The sequence below is a fragment of the Campylobacter concisus genome (genome assembly GCF_002912895.1).
In the GTDB taxonomy this organism is placed as follows: domain Bacteria; phylum Campylobacterota; class Campylobacteria; order Campylobacterales; family Campylobacteraceae; genus Campylobacter_A; species Campylobacter_A concisus_G.
This window is the reverse complement of sequence record NZ_POZX01000002.1, coordinates 26,133-41,615: the sequence shown is the minus strand read 5'-3', so window position 1 is coordinate 41,615 and position 15,483 is coordinate 26,133. Positions and strand designations below refer to the sequence as shown.

Here is a 15,483-nt window from a genome sequence, read left to right as displayed (position 1 = left end):
ATGAGCGTTTTAGATAAAACTATACGTTTGATTATAGCGGCGATTTGGTTTTTTATTTTCGGATTTATTTGCGACTGTTGGTTGTGGACGGTCGGGCTAATTCCGCTTTTAACGGGATATTACGGCTACTGCCCACTTTATAAAATTTTTAAGAAAAGGTAAAAATATGGTAAGCACCAAAAGTAGAATTATTAGGGTCATTCTGGGGCTAGTTTTTATGGTGGCAGTTTGGTATTTTTATGAGAGCTACTGGGCGTTAATCGGCCTAATTCCAATCATTGTCGGTGTTACCGGATTTTGCCCAGCGTGTAAATTCTTAGGTAGGTGTTCTTTAAATTTAAAAAGATAAAAGGGGCGTTTAGCGCCCTTTACCTTGCCCTTTAGCCGTTTAAATCGCAGACTTTATTTGCGATTTGATGAATTATTTAGTTACTTTTGGCTAAAATCAGCTCAAATTTACATAACAAAAGGTTAAAGATGAAAGAAGGCAAGGTTTGGAAATTTGGCGATAATATCGATACTGATATCATCATCGCTGCTAGATATTTAAACACCTCCGACGAAAACATTTTGGCAAAGCATATTATGGAAGATGCTGATCCTAACTTCAGTACCAAAATAGATAAAGGCGATATCATTGTAGCAGGCGAAAATTTTGGCTGTGGTAGCTCTCGTGAGCACGCTCCTATGGCGCTTAAAGCTGCTGGCATTGGTGCTGTAATAGCTAAAAGCTACGCGAGAATATTTTATAGAAACAGCTTTAACACAGGACTTTTGATACTTGAGATAAAAGAAACAGATGAGATAAACGCTGGTGATAAGCTAAAAATAGATGTTGATAACGGCGTGATCGTAAATTCAACCAGTGGCAAAGAGTATAAATTTAGCCCTATACCGCCTTTTATGCAAGAGCTTTTAAATGCTGGCGGACTTATAGAGTATGCAAAAGCAAAGATGGAATAAAAGCATGAAAAAGTATAAAATTTGCGTTATAAAAGGCGATGGGATAGGCCCTGAAATAATCGACGAAGCGATAAAAATTCTAGATGTCGTAAGTGCTGAGTTTGGTGTAAAATTTGAGTACGACTATAAGCTTATGGGCGGAGCAGCCTACGACGTTTTTGGCGAGCCATTACCAGATGAGACTCTAAGCTCAGCGCTTAGTAGCGACGCTGTGCTTTTTGGAGCGATCGGCGGCGAGAAATGGGACAGCCTGCCAAGACACCTAAGACCAGAGAGTGGGCTTTTAAAGATTAGAAAAGAGCTAGAGGCTTATGCAAATTTACGCCCAGCTATTGTTTTTGATGAGCTTGTGGATGCTAGTACTCTAAAGCCAGAAGTTCTAAAAGGCGTTGATTTTGTCGTGGTTCGTGAGCTAACAGGCGGACTTTATTTTGGCGAGCCTAGAGAAAAAGGTGAAGATAGAGCGTTTAATACGATGGTTTATTCTAAAATGGAGATAGAGCGCATTGCAAAGATCGCTTTTGAAACAGCAATGCTTCGTAAGAAAAAGGTCTGCATGGTCGATAAGGCAAATGTGCTTGAGACAAGTCAGCTTTGGCGTGAGGTGACTAGCGAAGTGGCTAAAAATTACCCTGAAGTAGAGCTTAGCTTTATGTACGTCGATAACGCAGCTATGCAACTAGTAAGAGCTCCAGCAAATTTTGACGTCATACTTACTGAAAATTTATTCGGCGACATCTTAAGCGACGAAGCAAGTATGGTTTGTGGCTCGATAGGACTTTTGCCAAGCGCTAGCATGGGCGGTAAAGTGGGAATTTACGAGCCGATACACGGCTCAGCTCCAGACATTGCAGGGCAGGGCATAGCAAATCCGATCGCAACAATTTTAAGTGCAGCTATGATGCTAAGATACGCATTTAGTGAAAATGAAGCCGCAGATGCGATAGAAAATGCTGTGAAAGAGGCACTTGCAAAAGGTTATAGAACAAAAGATATCGCTGCTTTTAATGCGGTTGAAATTTGCTCAACTAGCGAGATAGGCGATGTTATCGCAGGATTTATCAAAAAATGAAAAACACAATCACTGAAGCACTGATCTATGAAGCTCAGGGGCTAAAAGATGATGCACTTGAAATTTATAAAAATATCTTAAAGCAAGATCCGTCAAACAAAGATGCCCTTAGTGCGATAAACCGCCTGAGCGGACTTCGCAAAGAGCGAGCGATAAAAAACGAGCAGATGAAAGAGTTTTTTATAGCGATGAAAAGTGATGAAGAGATAAATGAATTTAAAAGGTGGTTGATAAGATTATGAAGCTTGATGATATCGCTAGAATGGCAATCAGTGAGGTTAGCGCTGAGCTTGAGAAAATAGAAGCATTGCAAAGTAAAAAGCAAGAAGAGCTCGAGCGTGAGAATCTAAAAAAAGAGCTTTTGGCCATAGAGAATAATGAAAATGCGCTAAATAACGAGCTAAAAGTTGAGGCAAATTTACAAAATGAGCAAGCATTTGAGGTAAAAGAGGAACCAGTAAGTCCAATAAAAAATAGAGAGGTGAGCGAAGAGAAAATTTTCTTAGCAAACCTTGCTGAACGCATAGAAGTGCTTTTTGAAGGGCTTAAACAAACTAGTGAACAAAATCTTGCTTCAAGGCTTGAACTAACGACAAAATTTTTAGAATTTACCCTTGCAAATATCGAAAATAGACTCCAAAATCTCTCAAAATAAGCCATTAGATGGCTCAAAAAATGAGATAAAAATCAAGAATAAAATTTATAAAAATAGCGAGCTAGACTTTTTTAGGTCGCTATTTGCCCCATTTACTTCACGTGTCTATCTAGTTGGTGGCTGCGTGAGAGATGCGTTCTTAGGGCGAGAAATTTACGATTATGATATCGAAGTTTATGACATTGAGCCTACTAAATTTAATGAGCTAATGGCTAGCATAGGCGCTAGTGGTGTTGGTAAAAGCTACTTTATCTACAAATACAAAAACTACGATATTGGGCTTCCAAGAAGCGAGAGCAAAACTGGAAATTCGCACAAAGACTTTGCAATAAGCTATATTAACAATCCCAAAATAGCGAGTCTTAGGCGAGATTTCACGATAAATGCCATGATGATGAATATTTTTAACGGAGAAATTTTAGACTTTTACGGCGGAAAGCAAGATCTGGCAAACAAGACATTAAGGCACATTGATAGTGAAAAATTTAAAGAAGATCCGCTAAGGATACTTCGTGGCGTGCAGTTTAGCGCGAGGCTTGATTTTAGCATAGCTGATGAGACGCTAGCCCTTATGACAAGCCTTAGTTTGGAGTTTTTAAGCAGAGATAGGATAAATACTGAGCTTATTAAATTTTTTCGCGCAAAGTATCTAGAAAAAGGAGCTTACTATCTTTTTGAGCTTGGACTTTTTAAAGAAATTTTTGGCGTGCAAATTTCTAGGTATGATTGGTTTTTAAGTGATCTTAAGAGTGCTAGAGAATTTGTGGATGATGAGAGATTATTTTTGTATCTATTTTTTGGCAAATTTGAGCTTGGCACAAAAGAAATTTTAGAGAAAATGCGTCTACCAAAGAGCTATTTTTCTATCTTAAAGCAGCCTTATTTTAAGGACATGCCAAGCGATAAAGAGCTAATGCAAATTGCCCTAAACATGCCCATAAAATCATGGCTTGGAGCCTATAATAAAGAGCGGATAGAGCGTGCCAAGAAGCTTGGAATTTATGAGGCAAAATTTGACGCGAAAGTCGATGTGGCAGAAATTTTATCAGCTGGTTTTAAAAACGAAGAGATCGCAAAAGAGATAAAACGTAGGCAAGAGCTTGAAATTTCAAAATATCTAAGCGAGCGTAAGCCTAGAAAAGATTAGTCTTTAAAACTCTTAAAAGCCCATTTTGGCTAAAATAGGCTAGTTTATAACACTTTTTAAGGCAAAGAAAGCTTATGTTTAACATAGTCTTAGTTCATCCTCAGATACCGCAAAATACTGGAGCTATCGGCAGAATGTGTGTTAATGCAAATTTAAAGCTGCATATCGTCAAACCTACCGTATTTGACCTGAGTGAAAAGGCTGTTAGACGAGCGGGGCTTGACTACTGGAAAATTTTAAATCCAAAAATTTGGGATAGTTTGGAAGAATTTTTAGAAGCAAACTTAAACCACAAGGATAGATTTTTCTTCGCTACCACAAAGACAAATAGGCTTTACTACGAGGCTAGGTTTAAGCCAGGAGATTTTATATTTTTTGGCGGAGAGAGTACCGGGCTGCCAAGAGAATTTATGGATATAAATTTTAAAAACGCCATAACCATACCTATGGGGAAAGAGGGCAGAAGTCTAAATCTAGCTATGAGTGCTGGTATCATCGCGTATGAGGCGATCAGACAAAATATCGATAAATTTTACTTTAGGAGTGAGATTTGAGAGTAGTCTTTGCTTTAGTTTTTACCATTTTAGTGGCATTTTCGAGTGAAATTAGCATCGCAACTTATAATGTGCAAAATTTATTTGATTGCAAAGATGATGGTAGCGAATATCTTGATTTTAAAGTAGGCGTATCAAAGTGGGACTGCGAGGCGGCTGATTCAAAACTACAAAAAACAAGACAAGTCATAAATGCACTAAATACAGACATTATCGCACTTCAAGAGATCGAAAATGAGCAGGTTTTAAAAGCTCTAGTAAGTGATAGCGAGTATAAATTTGTAAGCTTTACAAAGGAGAAAAACTCGCCTGTTGGGCTTGGGCTTATTTCAAAGTTGCAGCCAAGTGGCAGTGAAATTTTTAAAGTTCCAAATGTAAAGACAAGAAATATTTTAAGGGTTATTTTTGAGACAGAAGGTAAGAAATTTAGCATATTTGTAAATCACTTTCCAACTTATAAAAATGGCATAAATATGCAAAAAAAGGCTGAGAAAACGTTAAGAACGGCTCTGGGTAAAGAGAAAAACGTGATTATTTTGGGTGATTTTAACTCGCCCTTTGGACAAAAGTCTATCCTAAACGACATCATCGCAACGAGAAATTTTTATGATCTTTATAAAGAGCTTGAGCCAAAAGATAGATATTCTCACGCAGTGCACGGTAAAAAAAGAGCGATCGATCATGTTTTGCTTTCGTCCAGTTTTATGGAAAATGGCGATCTAAGCTATGTTAGTGGTAGTTTTGAAGTCTTTAAACCAAGCTTTGCAGTCGATGAAAAAGGCTTTGCAAAGAGCGACCTTTACTCGGACCACTTTGCATTAAAGTTTAAAATTTCAACTGAATCAAGCTCAGTGAAAAAAGGCTTTGTGAGTAAAATTTTTAAAAAAGATGAAAACAAAGCCAATAAAAAAACAAGTGAACAAAGCTATAAGACGGCTGATGTAGATACGCTTTTTGATCATCCAGAAGCTGTACCAGTCGTGATTGAAAAAGCGGTTGTTGTCCTAAAAGATAAGCATGGCTTTATTATCTCGAAAAATCACCGTGGAATTTATGTCTATGATCCTAAAAATAGTGTTATTGTAGGCGAAGAGCTAGATATTTTAGTAAGGCGAATGAAAATTTATAAAGATGCGCTTGAAGTCAGCTCTTATGAGATCATAAATGAGCATGGCACAAAAGATATTAGCGAAAATTTACTAGATTCATCGCAATTAAGCGAAGCTAGAAGTGGTGATGTCTTTGCTGAAATTTCGGGCAGACTAGAGAGGAGCTATCTGCATACACCATACGGTAAGATCAGGGTTTATAGTAAGAAAAAGCTAAAAGATGGCTAGTATAGTTTTGAAAATGCGAGAGTTAAAATTTACAAGAGAGAAAACCAAATCGTTGTGGAGTAGAGAGTGCAAATTTTAGATATTTTTATGATTACGGCGTTCGTTTTATTTCTTATTTTTATGATAAGAGGCGTCATTTTGCAGTCACAGGAGAAGGAGAGGGCAAGAAAAATGGTAAGAGAAAAAAGAGAAAATTTTAATAAAAAGAGTGAAATATGAAAGAGTTATTATTAGAAATTGGAGTTGAGGAGCTTCCAGCGATACCGTTTTTAAGGGAGCTGCCAAATATCAATGCTAAATGGCAGGCTGTGCTTGAAAAATATAATCTTGTAAGTCCTTTTAAATTTTATTATACGCCGCGTCGTTTGGTCTTTTTTCATGAGAAATTTCCACAATCTCAGCCTGACAGCGTGGCTAGCTTTATCGGTGCGCCAAAGCAAGTGGCACTAAAAGACGGAGTCTTTACAAAGGCGGCACTTAGCTTTGCAAATAAATGCGGCATAGATGAAAGTGAGCTTAAATTTAAAGAGATAGACGGCAAAGAGGTGCTCTACTACGAAAAAGAGGTAAAGGGCGAGCCGATTGCCAAGATAATGGGCGAGATGGTTGAGGAGTTTTTAAAGAGTCTTAACTTTGGCAAGTCTATGCGTTGGGGCAATGGTGAGTTTGAGTTTATCCGCCCGATAAGATCGTTTTTGTGTTTGCTTGGCGATGAGGTCATAAAATTTAATAAATTTGGCGTAGAGAGCGGTGATTCAACCTATCCACATAGAAGTATCAGCTATGACAAGATAAAAATTTCAAATATAAAAGAGTATTTTGAAGGCTCAAAGAGCCGTGGTGTCGTGCTTGAAGCAGGCGAGAGAGAAAAAATAATCCTTGATGAGTTTGAAAAAATTAGCCAAAAAAGCGGGCTAAAGATCGAAATCGATAAAGACTTGTTAGCTGAAGTTGTGGCGATTACCGAGTATCCGACAGCACTTCTTGGCTCGTTTGAAAAGGAATTTTTGGAGGTGCCAAGTGAGGTCATCATCACTTCTATGAAAGAAAATCAGCGCTACTTCCCAGTCTTTAAAGATGGTAAGCTCGCAAATGGCTTTGTAGTCGTAAGTAACGCCATCACAAAAGACTACTCACTCATCATCAAGGGCAACGAAAAGGTGCTAAGGGCAAGGCTAAGTGATGCGATGTTCTTTTGGCAAAGCGACCTAGCGCACGAATTTAGCCCAGAAAAACTAAAAAATATAACCTACCTAAAAGAGCTTGGAAGTATCTATGAAAAAGAGCTTAGAGAGCTAAAAGTGGCCAAAAAACTTGCTAGCAACTACGACGAGCTACTCAAAAAAGAAGCTGGCAAGTATGGAGCCAAGCTTGAGCGAGCTGTGATGTTAAGCAAGGCTGATCTTACAACGCAGATGGTTTATGAGTTTACCGAGCTTCAAGGTATCATGGGCGCTTACTATGCAAAGGCTAAAAACGAGGATAAAGACGTCGTTCTAGCCATAAAAGAGCAGTATTTGCCAGACGGCGAGGAGGCGCAGTGCCCAAGCAAGGTCTTTAGTTCGGTTGTGGCGCTTTCAAATAAGCTTGATACGCTAATGGGGCTCTTTAGCATCGGCAAAATACCAAGCGGCACGAAAGACCCATACGCTCTAAGACGCGCGGCAAATGGCGTGATAAAGATCGTTTTGGCGCATAATTTGAAATTTAACGTAAAAGAAATTTTAGAAGATATCGCAAAAGACTATAAGAAATTTGATGTTGAAGTGCTTATAAATTTCATCCTTGATAGGCTTTACACCTTTTTTGATGCAAATGTTTCTATCGTAAAAGCGTGCATAAAAAGCGGCGAAAAGGATATCTTGGAGCTAACAAAGATGATGGAGGCACTTGCTAAAATTTCAAGCGAGACAAGCTTTAGGGAGAATTTCTCAACGTTTAAGCGCCTTGCAAATATCATCAAAGATGATAAATTTAGCAAGGTTGATGAGAGTCTCTTTGAGATAGATGCTGAAAAATCCCTAAATGACGCATTTAGAGCAGTTGATAAGAGCCTAGCGTATGAGCCAAGGCTAAAAGCTCTATTTGCTCTAAAACCTCAAATAGATGAGTTTTTTGACAAAGTTATGATAAATGTTGAAAACGAGAAAGTGCGAAACAATCGCATAGCAATCATCGGTCAAATTTATAGTGAGATACTAAAAGTAGCTGATATAAAAGAGATCAGCTTTTAAATTTACGCCAGCTTCAGGCTCTTGCTTGGGCTGGCTTTAAATTTACTACCTAAAAATATCAAATTCTGGCTCATAAGCCTTAGTTTTTACCCCAAAATATCCAAGCACTGAGCTAAAGATAAAATCATGTGAAAGGCTCTCATCTTTTCTAATTTTTAGCCTTTTTAAAAGTTCTCTATCGCTTGAAAAGACGATGGCTGGGATATGTTTTTGCTCATCTGGAGCGATGGAGTAAGGCAGACCATGTAAATATATGCCATTTTCGCCTAGGCTCTCCCCGTGATCTGAGAAAAAGAACATAGTGACTTCAAATTCATCTTTTCTTGCTTCAAGGGCGTTTATCAGCTCACTTTGTAGATAGTCCTCATATAAAATAGTGTTGTCGTAGGTATTTGCTATCTCATCTGGTGTGCATTTATTTAGCTCGGCAGTGTCGCACGTTGGGGTAAATTCTTTAAATTTGCTTGGGTAGCCTTTGTAGTAGATAGGGCCGTGCGAGCCTTGCAGATGTAGTACGATAAGGGTAGTGGAATTTGCATCTTCGATGACCTTTTTTGCTTCATTAAATATCACTTCGTCAAAGCCTTCTGCTCGATGATCTGAAGTATGGTTTTGATCAAGATTGTCACAAACGCCCTTGCAACCGCCGCTATTGTTGCCAAAAAAGTATGTTTTTATACCAAGTTTATTGATGATATCAACTAAATTTTCACGAGCTTTTACTTCACGGTTACTAAAATTTTCTCGCTTTAAGTCCGAAAATAGGCAAGGCACACTAGTTTCTGTGGCTGTTCCACATGAGTAGAAATTTGTAAAACTTACTACATCTTTTTGTTTGGTAAATTTATTCGTATCATTTTTGGTGTAGCCATTTAGTGAGTAGTTTCTACTTCTTTGCGTCTCGCCAACTATCAAAACTAAAATTTTCTTTTTATCATCAGCTAGTGCCGCATCATCTGCTACATAAGTAAAAGGTAGTGGTTTTTGTGTGAGCGATTTTACTAGTTTTATAGCTGAGTAGATGGGATAGTATGGGAGTAATGCGGTCCTTAAATTCGAGTGTTCTCTAAAAAATGGTATAAAAATTTTAGACGTTAATGAAAATATGATAGCTATCGCAACTATAGAAAATGAGATAATTTTTGCTCTTGATTTAAGCTCATTTTTGAAACTACCATAGTTAATTTTTACAAATAATACATATACGCAAGGTAAGATGGTTGTAAAAATTATCCAAAAAACTAAACCTGTACTAAAGTAACTAAAAGCTTCTTTGGTATCGGTATGTAGGACGTTTAATAACATATCTTTATCTATAATAACACCATATGCTTGCATAAAGTAAGCAGATATGCCACTTGCTAAAATCAAAATAATCGCAACTGGCTTTAGTGAAAAAGGCAAAAATAAAATACAAAAAATACTAGCGAAAACCAAGATAAAGACAATTGCAAATATAAGAAAAAAGAATATAGAAAAAGAAAATTGATTATTTTGTAGAAAGCCTGAAAAAACGCCCTTGTATAAAAATATATAATTTATAAAAAATATGTAAGCAGTAAATAAAGTTAGAAACTTTAGAAAACTGATACTTTTAAATTTATTAATATTTAGCATCTCTAACCAGCCTTTATAAAAAGTCATAATAATAGGACTCAAGTGTAAATGGCTAGAAAATTTAAATAAAAAATAAGATTATTTTTTCTTGTCTTTGGAGTTTTTTACTTCAGATTTTTTGACTTTTGCGTTCTCTTTTATGCTAAGTTTTGCCTTAACTTTTTGCATATCGTTAAAACCAATACCTTGGACTCTTTCAAGTTCATCGATGCTTTTAAATTTATGGGCTTTTCTGTATTTTATAATGTTTAACGCTTGGCCTTTGCTTAGCCCAAGCTCCATTAACTCGTTTTTGCTGGCCGTATTTAGATTAGCGCCATATGCAATACTTGCAACTACCAAACAAAGTAAAATTTTAATCTTCATATTATCTTCCTAAAATAATAATCCATCGTTTTCTTGATCTTGTATGATGTCATTTGCCGGTATATTTTGAGGTAGTGGTGAGTCGTTTGTGTAGTATTCGTCACTGCCACCATAATAGCCTTTATAAACACCGTCTGGCTGCTCAAATGCACGTCTTAAAGTAGGATAAAGCTTAATGTAGCCTTCCATAAATTTCTTAAACACAGGTGCGGCTGTTCTACCACCGCCCTCAATCTTTTTCATAGGGCCGTTGTCGTCATTTCCGTACCAGATTATCGCTTCGATATCAGGCGAGTAACCACAAAACCAAGCATCGATGTTATTGTTTGTTGTGCCGGTTTTGCCTGCTATTTGGATGCCGTTTATTTTAGCGTTGCGTCCAGTACCGTTATTTACGACATTTTGAAGAAGTGTCGTCATCAAAAATGCTTGTTCTGGTTTTAGCACTTGCTTCTTTTGAGGCTCATAGTCCATCGACGCGCCAAAGCTATTTTCTATATGCTTAATGAGCGTAGGCTCGACCACTTCGCCATCGTTTGGAAACATCGAGTAAAATTTCGCAAAGTCAAGTGGCGAAATTCCAAAGCTACCAAGTGCGATTGATAAATTTTCAGGGATGTCGTTAAAGCCCATATCTGTAAGCTGTTTGCGAACTGAGCTAAGACCAAGATCGTTTAGTAAATTTATGGTTGCGAGGTTGCGAGACTGGGTTAAGGCTGATTTTATCGTGATGTAGCCTTGAAAACCACCGCTATAGTTTTTTGGCGTCCATTCTTTGCCATTGCCCATGTCAAACGTCCTAGCGATATCAGCTACTTGAGAGACGACCGAGTAGCCGCTATCAAGGGCTATTTGATAGATAAATGGCTTAAAGCTAGATCCTGGCTGGCGCTTGCTTTGTGTCGCTCTGTTGTAGCTACTTTTTGCGTAGTCGATGCCGCCAATTAGAGCTAAAATTTGACCGCTTTGTGGATGAGTGACGACGATAGCGCCATTTAGCATCTCTGGATTTGCCTTTTTATCTCTTTTTAAAATTTCATTGTAGCCATAGACTAGGGCGTCTTGAGCGATCTTTTGCACGTTTAGATCGACGGTGCTTTGTATCTTGTAGCCGCCAGTTTTTATATCGTCAAATTTCTTTGAAGCCTCTTTTATGATCTCATCGACCACGTAAGGGGCTTTATTTCTTGTGAGTGTGTCATCAAAGACCGCTGGCTCTTCAAGCACGCCCTTGCGGTACTCGTCCTCATTTATCCAGCCGATGTTATACATTCTCTCAAGCACTCTATTTGCACGGCTAAGTGATAGGTCAAGGTGCTTTGTAGGATCATAAGTGCTTGGAGCTTTTGGCAAGCCAACTAGCATGGCAACTTCTTTTATGCTTAGCTCATTTAGCTCTTTTCTAAAATATCCCTCAGCTGCTGTTTTTATGCCGTAGTAGCCATGTCCAAAATAGACGTGATTTAGGTATCTTTCTATGATATCTTCTTTGCTAAGCTCGCTTTCAAGCTTCATAGCAAGCACGATCTCTTTTATCTTTCTTGTAAATTTCTTCTCACGGCTTAGAGCCAAATTTTTAATGAGCTGTTGTGTTAGTGTTGAAGCTCCCTCGACTAGTTTTCTAGCTTTAATATCTTTTATGGCAGCCCTTGCCATGGCTTCTACGTTTATGCCGCCGTGCTCAAAGTAGCTCGTATCTTCGATAGCCACAAGTGCTTCGATGACACGCGGCGGGATGTCGTTATATTTTACGTAAATTCTATTTTCTTCAAAGATATTTGCGATGAGTTCGTTGTTTCTATCAAAAATTTGCGTTGTAAGCTTTGGTTTATAATCAATAATAACGTAAGCATCAAATCTAACTTGCGAATAAAAATATAAAAATGCTCCACCAAGCGAAATGGCAACTATAAAGATAAATACCAAGATATATTTCATAAAAATGCCTTTAATATTTTTAAATTTAGTCCCATGGCCGTGCTAGTTTCGCCGTGTTGGGAGATGATGTATTTTTTATTAAAATTTTCTATCGTCATGGCTCCAGCCTTACCTCGCCACTCGCCACTTTCTAGGTAGCTTTTTAAATCTTGCTCGCTAAATTTAGCAAATTTATATGTGGTCTTGCTCACGTTTATAAGCTCAAATTCGCCTAAAAATATCATCGCCGTATAGACGCTACATTCGTTGCCACTTTGTAAATTTAGCATAGCAAGCGCCTCATTCTCGTCTTTTGCTTTACCTAAAATTTTATCTCCACACGCCACACAGCTATCTGCAAAGAGCAAATTTTTAAGACCTACATTTTCTTTTAAAAATTGCTCTTTTTTGGCTTTTACAACATTTTGGACATAAATTTCAGGCTTTACATTTTTTTCTATCTTGCTCTCGTCAAACTGGAAAGAAATTTGAATGAAATTTATGCCAGCATCTTTTAATAAATTTGCCCTTGTTGGTGAGCTTGAAGCAAGTGTTATCATAAAAACACCTTATAGCTTATGCCAAGATAAATAGCTGCTAGGGAAGCTAATAAATTTAGCGGTGTGAAGTAATAAATTATAACGATCAAACTCTCATTTAGCTCGATCATTTCATGCGATCTTAGTGCTTTTAAGGCCTTTTTGTATCTATAAAATATATAGCTTAAATTTAATAGCAAAAATAGTTCTATTGCGCATTTTGTTGCTACCATCGCACTTGCCATAGGGTTTGTCAAATTTGCATCATAAAATCCAAAAATTATAACTATGCTTGTCGCTATCACGCAAAGGATTAGTATGAAAATCGCAATACCAAAGCGTCTTATAATGTGAAGTAAGATGTGATAGCGTTCCTTGTCTTCAAATTTATTTTTTATAAAGTAACTTCCAACAAGCACAAGACCGGCTTGTAGCCCCACAAAAAGAGCTACAAAGCATACATGCAAAAATAGTACTACTTGGTCAAATTTTATAAAAGCTATATCGTAATGACTCATTTTTCTAAGGCTTGCCTTGCGTATCCAAGTGAATCTTTTATCGCATCTTCTATCATTGATGCATTTTTGCCACCAGCTGTTGCAAAGTCATCTTTACCACCGCCATTGCCGCCTAGAATTTGTGCTGCAAATTTTACCCAAGCACCTGCCTTTAAAGGAGCGTTTTTAACTCCAGCTGCAAGAGAAATTTTACCACTCTCATCAGCTTGGATTAGCAAAATAGCAGCACTTTCATGCTCATTTTTAAACTCGTCTATCAAGGTTTTTATATCTCCACCATCTACGCTTGTAACGCAAAGTTTGGTTTTATTTATATCTAAATAGACTAGCTCATGAGAATTTTTAGCATTTTTTAGTTTATCTTTTAAAACTCTTAGTTCATTTTTTAGCTTTTTGACCGCATTTAGTGGCTCAGTGCTCTTTAACTCATCTTTTAGCTCATCAAGCTCAGCTCTAAATGATTTTGCTAAATTTAGCGCAGCCCTTGAGCAAACAGCCTCTATGCGCCTAACACCAGCACTTACGCCGCTCTCTTTTGTGATGAAAAATGATCCTATCTCATCTATATTTTTAACGTGTGTGCCACCGCAAAGCTCTTTGCTGACGTCGCCAAAGCTCACAACTCTTACTTTGTCGGCATATTTTTCGTTAAATAGTGCGATAGCTCCACTATTTTTAGCATCTTCAAGTTTCATAAGTTCTGTTTTTGAGTTAGCACCATTTAGTATCCACTCATTTACCAAATTTTCGACCTTTGAAATTTCTTCGCTAGTAAGTGCTTTTGGATGAGAGAAGTCGAACCTTAGCCTATCTGCTTCTACACTTGAGCCAGCTTGAGCGATATGCGTGCCAAGCACGTTTCTAAGGGCCGCGTGAAGTAAGTGTGTGGCGCTGTGATGACGTGCGATCTGGGCTCTATCACTGCCAACTTCAAGCTCTGCTTCATCACCAACTTTTAGCGCCGCATTAGTTTTTACTAAAGATAAATTTAGTCCGTGGAATTTTTGCGTATCAAGCACATTTGCTTTACCAATTATCTTGCCGCTATCGCCGCACTGACCACCGCTTTGAGCGTAAAATGGAGTGACATCAAACATCACCCAGCCCTCTTTGCCAGCATCTAAGCTATCTACATTTTTAAATTCTTCATCAAGCAGGGCTAAAATTTTACTTTTACTCTTAAGCTCTTCGTAGCCTATAAATTTATTCTCGCCAAAATTCTCAAGTAGCTCTTTAAAATCGCCCTTCGCACTCTTGTCGCCACTGCCTTTCCAAGCAGCTTTTGCACGTGCTTTTTGCTCGCTCATAAGCTCATCAAACCTTGCCTCATCGACTTTTAAGCCTTTTTCTCTAAGCATATCAGCTGTTAGGTCAAGTGGGAAGCCAAATGTGTCATAAAGCTTAAACGCAGCCTCTCCGCTAAAAATTTCTTTTGTATTTTTAAGCTCACTCTCAAATAGCTCTAAACCACTCGCGATTGTCGCCAAAAATCTCTCTTCTTCAAGCTTTATCTGCTCTTTTACAGCCGCTTTTTTATCGTTTAGATAGGTGTAGTGTCCGCCCATAAGCTCGCAAACTTTATCGACAAGCTTATACATAAATGGCTCTTTTATGCCTAGTAAGTATCCATGGCGGATCGCGCGGCGTAAGATACGGCGAAGCACGTAGCCACGGCCTTCTTTGTCAAACGTCGTGCCTTGAGCTAGCAAAAATGTGACTGAGCGGATGTGGTCGCTTATGACGCGGTAGCTAGCGCCACTTTCATAGACGTATGGCTTGCCGCAAAGCTTTGCCACTTCGTTTATAAGCGGCATAAAAAGTGTGCTGTCGTAGTTGCTAAATTTACCTTGCAAGATAGCTGTAACGCGCTCAAGTCCCATGCCAGTATCGATGCTTGGCTTTGGTAGTGGGCTTAGTTTGCCATCCGCGCTTCTTTCATACTGCATGAAAACAAGGTTCCAGATCTCTAAAAATCTATCTCCATCGCCACCCATGTAATCTTCTGGCGTGTTAAAGTGCTCAGCGCCTTGATCGTAAAAAATTTCACTGCAAGGGCCGCATGGTCCAGTATCGCCCATTTGCCAGAAGTTATCATGGTCGCCAAAGCGGTAAATTCTCTCTTTTGCGATGTGAGTGCTCCAAATTTCAAACGCCTCATCGTCGCTTTCATGAACGGTTACATAAAGCTTATCTTTTGGTAGTTTTAGCACTTCTGTGACAAATTCCCAAGCGTAAGCAATCGCCTCTTTTTTGAAGTATTCGCCAAAGCTAAAGTTGCCAAGCATCTCAAAAAATGTATGGTGGCGCGCTGTGTAGCCGACGTTATCAAGGTCGTTGTGCTTGCCTCCAGCTCTTATGCAGGTCTGACAGCTAGTGCGGATAGGTGGTGTTGGGCGTGGCACTTCACCTGTGAAAATGCTCTTAAATGGCACCATACCAGCGTTTGTGAAAAGTAGTGTTGCATCGTTTGGTACGAGTGGTGCAGAAGCTACTACTTCGTGACCTTTTGATTTAAAAAAATCAAGATATGCCTTTCTTATATCTAAATTTTGCATTTTTATCCT

The 15,483-nt window shown here is 38.3% G+C and carries 16 protein-coding genes; 10 read left to right on the top strand and 6 right to left on the bottom strand.

Going from position 1 to position 15,483, the window contains the following annotated elements; all coding sequences use genetic code 11:
• From CYP51_RS00220 to glyS, 10 genes are all read left to right on the top strand, one after another.
• Nucleotides 1-162, top strand: coding sequence for a YgaP family membrane protein (locus CYP51_RS00220; protein ID WP_021091464.1), 162 nt, complete (start codon nt 1-3; stop codon nt 160-162).
• Between the two features lie 4 nt (nt 163-166).
• Nucleotides 167-349 carry a YgaP family membrane protein gene (locus tag CYP51_RS00215; RefSeq protein ID WP_103623915.1) on the top strand — a complete coding sequence of 61 codons (183 nt, stop codon included), beginning with the start codon at nt 167-169 and terminating at the stop codon, nt 347-349.
• Between the two features lie 128 nt (nt 350-477).
• The gene (locus CYP51_RS00210; protein ID WP_103623914.1) at nt 478-963 is read left to right on the top strand and encodes a 3-isopropylmalate dehydratase small subunit; all 486 of its coding nucleotides are present in this window, start codon (nt 478-480) and stop codon (nt 961-963) included.
• Between the two features lie 4 nt (nt 964-967).
• Nucleotides 968-2,035, top strand: a complete 1,068-nt coding sequence (gene leuB, locus CYP51_RS00205; protein ID WP_103623913.1) for a 3-isopropylmalate dehydrogenase — start codon at nt 968-970, stop codon at nt 2,033-2,035.
• Complete coding sequence (locus CYP51_RS00200; RefSeq protein WP_021091490.1) at nt 2,032-2,277, top strand: hypothetical protein; 246 nt, start codon at nt 2,032-2,034, stop codon at nt 2,275-2,277. The genes leuB and CYP51_RS00200 overlap by 4 nt, the downstream gene beginning before the upstream one ends.
• Nucleotides 2,274-2,690: a CiaD-like domain-containing protein gene (locus tag CYP51_RS00195; RefSeq protein WP_103623912.1), complete on the top strand. Its 417-nt coding sequence runs from the start codon at nt 2,274-2,276 to the stop codon at nt 2,688-2,690. Before CYP51_RS00200 ends, CYP51_RS00195 begins: the two co-directional genes overlap by 4 nt.
• Nucleotides 2,650-3,837, top strand: coding sequence for a CCA tRNA nucleotidyltransferase (locus CYP51_RS00190; protein ID WP_103623911.1), 1,188 nt, complete (start codon nt 2,650-2,652; stop codon nt 3,835-3,837). Before CYP51_RS00195 ends, CYP51_RS00190 begins: the two co-directional genes overlap by 41 nt.
• A gap of 74 nt (nt 3,838-3,911) precedes the next feature.
• Complete coding sequence (locus tag CYP51_RS00185; protein WP_103623910.1) at nt 3,912-4,391, top strand: tRNA (cytidine(34)-2'-O)-methyltransferase; 480 nt, start codon at nt 3,912-3,914, stop codon at nt 4,389-4,391.
• Nucleotides 4,388-5,728 (top strand): endonuclease/exonuclease/phosphatase family protein, encoded by a 1,341-nt coding sequence (locus tag CYP51_RS00180; RefSeq protein WP_258032744.1) that lies wholly within the window; start codon nt 4,388-4,390, stop codon nt 5,726-5,728. Before CYP51_RS00185 ends, CYP51_RS00180 begins: the two co-directional genes overlap by 4 nt.
• Nucleotides 5,729-5,943: 215 nt before the next feature.
• The gene (glyS, locus tag CYP51_RS00175; protein WP_103623909.1) at nt 5,944-7,962 is read left to right on the top strand and encodes a glycine--tRNA ligase subunit beta; all 2,019 of its coding nucleotides are present in this window, start codon (nt 5,944-5,946) and stop codon (nt 7,960-7,962) included.
• Nucleotides 7,963-8,007: 45 nt separating this feature from the next.
• Here glyS and CYP51_RS00170 read toward each other — a convergent pair whose 3' ends face one another.
• From CYP51_RS00170 to alaS, 6 genes are all read right to left on the bottom strand, one after another.
• Complete coding sequence (locus tag CYP51_RS00170) at nt 8,008-9,579, bottom strand: phosphoethanolamine transferase (RefSeq protein WP_103623908.1); 1,572 nt, start codon at nt 9,577-9,579, stop codon at nt 8,008-8,010.
• Nucleotides 9,580-9,657: 78 nt separating this feature from the next.
• A complete protein-coding gene (locus tag CYP51_RS00165) occupies nt 9,658-9,945 on the bottom strand; it encodes a ComEA family DNA-binding protein (RefSeq protein WP_103623907.1) in 288 nt (95 codons plus the stop codon).
• Between the two features lie 9 nt (nt 9,946-9,954).
• Nucleotides 9,955-11,883, bottom strand: a complete 1,929-nt coding sequence (locus CYP51_RS00160; protein ID WP_103623906.1) for a transglycosylase domain-containing protein — start codon at nt 11,881-11,883, stop codon at nt 9,955-9,957.
• Nucleotides 11,880-12,422: a septum formation inhibitor Maf gene (maf, locus tag CYP51_RS00155; RefSeq protein WP_054196864.1), complete on the bottom strand. Its 543-nt coding sequence runs from the start codon at nt 12,420-12,422 to the stop codon at nt 11,880-11,882. Before maf ends, CYP51_RS00160 begins: the two co-directional genes overlap by 4 nt.
• Entirely contained in the window at nt 12,419-12,919 is a 501-nt protein-coding gene (locus tag CYP51_RS00150) for a hypothetical protein (RefSeq protein ID WP_054196863.1), read from the bottom strand. The genes maf and CYP51_RS00150 overlap by 4 nt, the downstream gene beginning before the upstream one ends.
• Nucleotides 12,916-15,474 carry an alanine--tRNA ligase gene (gene alaS, locus CYP51_RS00145; protein WP_103623905.1) on the bottom strand — a complete coding sequence of 853 codons (2,559 nt, stop codon included), beginning with the start codon at nt 15,472-15,474 and terminating at the stop codon, nt 12,916-12,918. Before alaS ends, CYP51_RS00150 begins: the two co-directional genes overlap by 4 nt.
• Nucleotides 15,475-15,483: the final 9 nt, after the last annotated feature.

What these genes read in the sequence shown, in the direction of transcription:
- CYP51_RS00220 (WP_021091464.1), top strand. Translation starts at nt 1, where the DNA reads ATGAGCGTTTTAGATAAAACTATACGTTTGATTATAGCGGCGATTTGG.
- CYP51_RS00215 (WP_103623915.1), top strand. Translation starts at nt 167, where the DNA reads ATGGTAAGCACCAAAAGTAGAATTATTAGGGTCATTCTGGGGCTAGTT.
- CYP51_RS00210 (WP_103623914.1), top strand. Translation starts at nt 478, where the DNA reads ATGAAAGAAGGCAAGGTTTGGAAATTTGGCGATAATATCGATACTGAT.
- leuB (WP_103623913.1), top strand. Translation starts at nt 968, where the DNA reads ATGAAAAAGTATAAAATTTGCGTTATAAAAGGCGATGGGATAGGCCCT.
- CYP51_RS00200 (WP_021091490.1), top strand. Translation starts at nt 2,032, where the DNA reads ATGAAAAACACAATCACTGAAGCACTGATCTATGAAGCTCAGGGGCTA.
- CYP51_RS00195 (WP_103623912.1), top strand. Translation starts at nt 2,274, where the DNA reads ATGAAGCTTGATGATATCGCTAGAATGGCAATCAGTGAGGTTAGCGCT.
- CYP51_RS00185 (WP_103623910.1), top strand. Translation starts at nt 3,912, where the DNA reads ATGTTTAACATAGTCTTAGTTCATCCTCAGATACCGCAAAATACTGGA.
- glyS (WP_103623909.1), top strand. Translation starts at nt 5,944, where the DNA reads ATGAAAGAGTTATTATTAGAAATTGGAGTTGAGGAGCTTCCAGCGATA.
- CYP51_RS00170 (WP_103623908.1), bottom strand. Translation starts at nt 9,579, where the DNA reads ATGCTAAATATTAATAAATTTAAAAGTATCAGTTTTCTAAAGTTTCTA.
- CYP51_RS00165 (WP_103623907.1), bottom strand. Translation starts at nt 9,945, where the DNA reads ATGAAGATTAAAATTTTACTTTGTTTGGTAGTTGCAAGTATTGCATAT.
- CYP51_RS00160 (WP_103623906.1), bottom strand. Translation starts at nt 11,883, where the DNA reads ATGAAATATATCTTGGTATTTATCTTTATAGTTGCCATTTCGCTTGGT.
- maf (WP_054196864.1), bottom strand. Translation starts at nt 12,422, where the DNA reads ATGATAACACTTGCTTCAAGCTCACCAACAAGGGCAAATTTATTAAAA.
- CYP51_RS00150 (WP_054196863.1), bottom strand. Translation starts at nt 12,919, where the DNA reads ATGAGTCATTACGATATAGCTTTTATAAAATTTGACCAAGTAGTACTA.
- alaS (WP_103623905.1), bottom strand. Translation starts at nt 15,474, where the DNA reads ATGCAAAATTTAGATATAAGAAAGGCATATCTTGATTTTTTTAAATCA.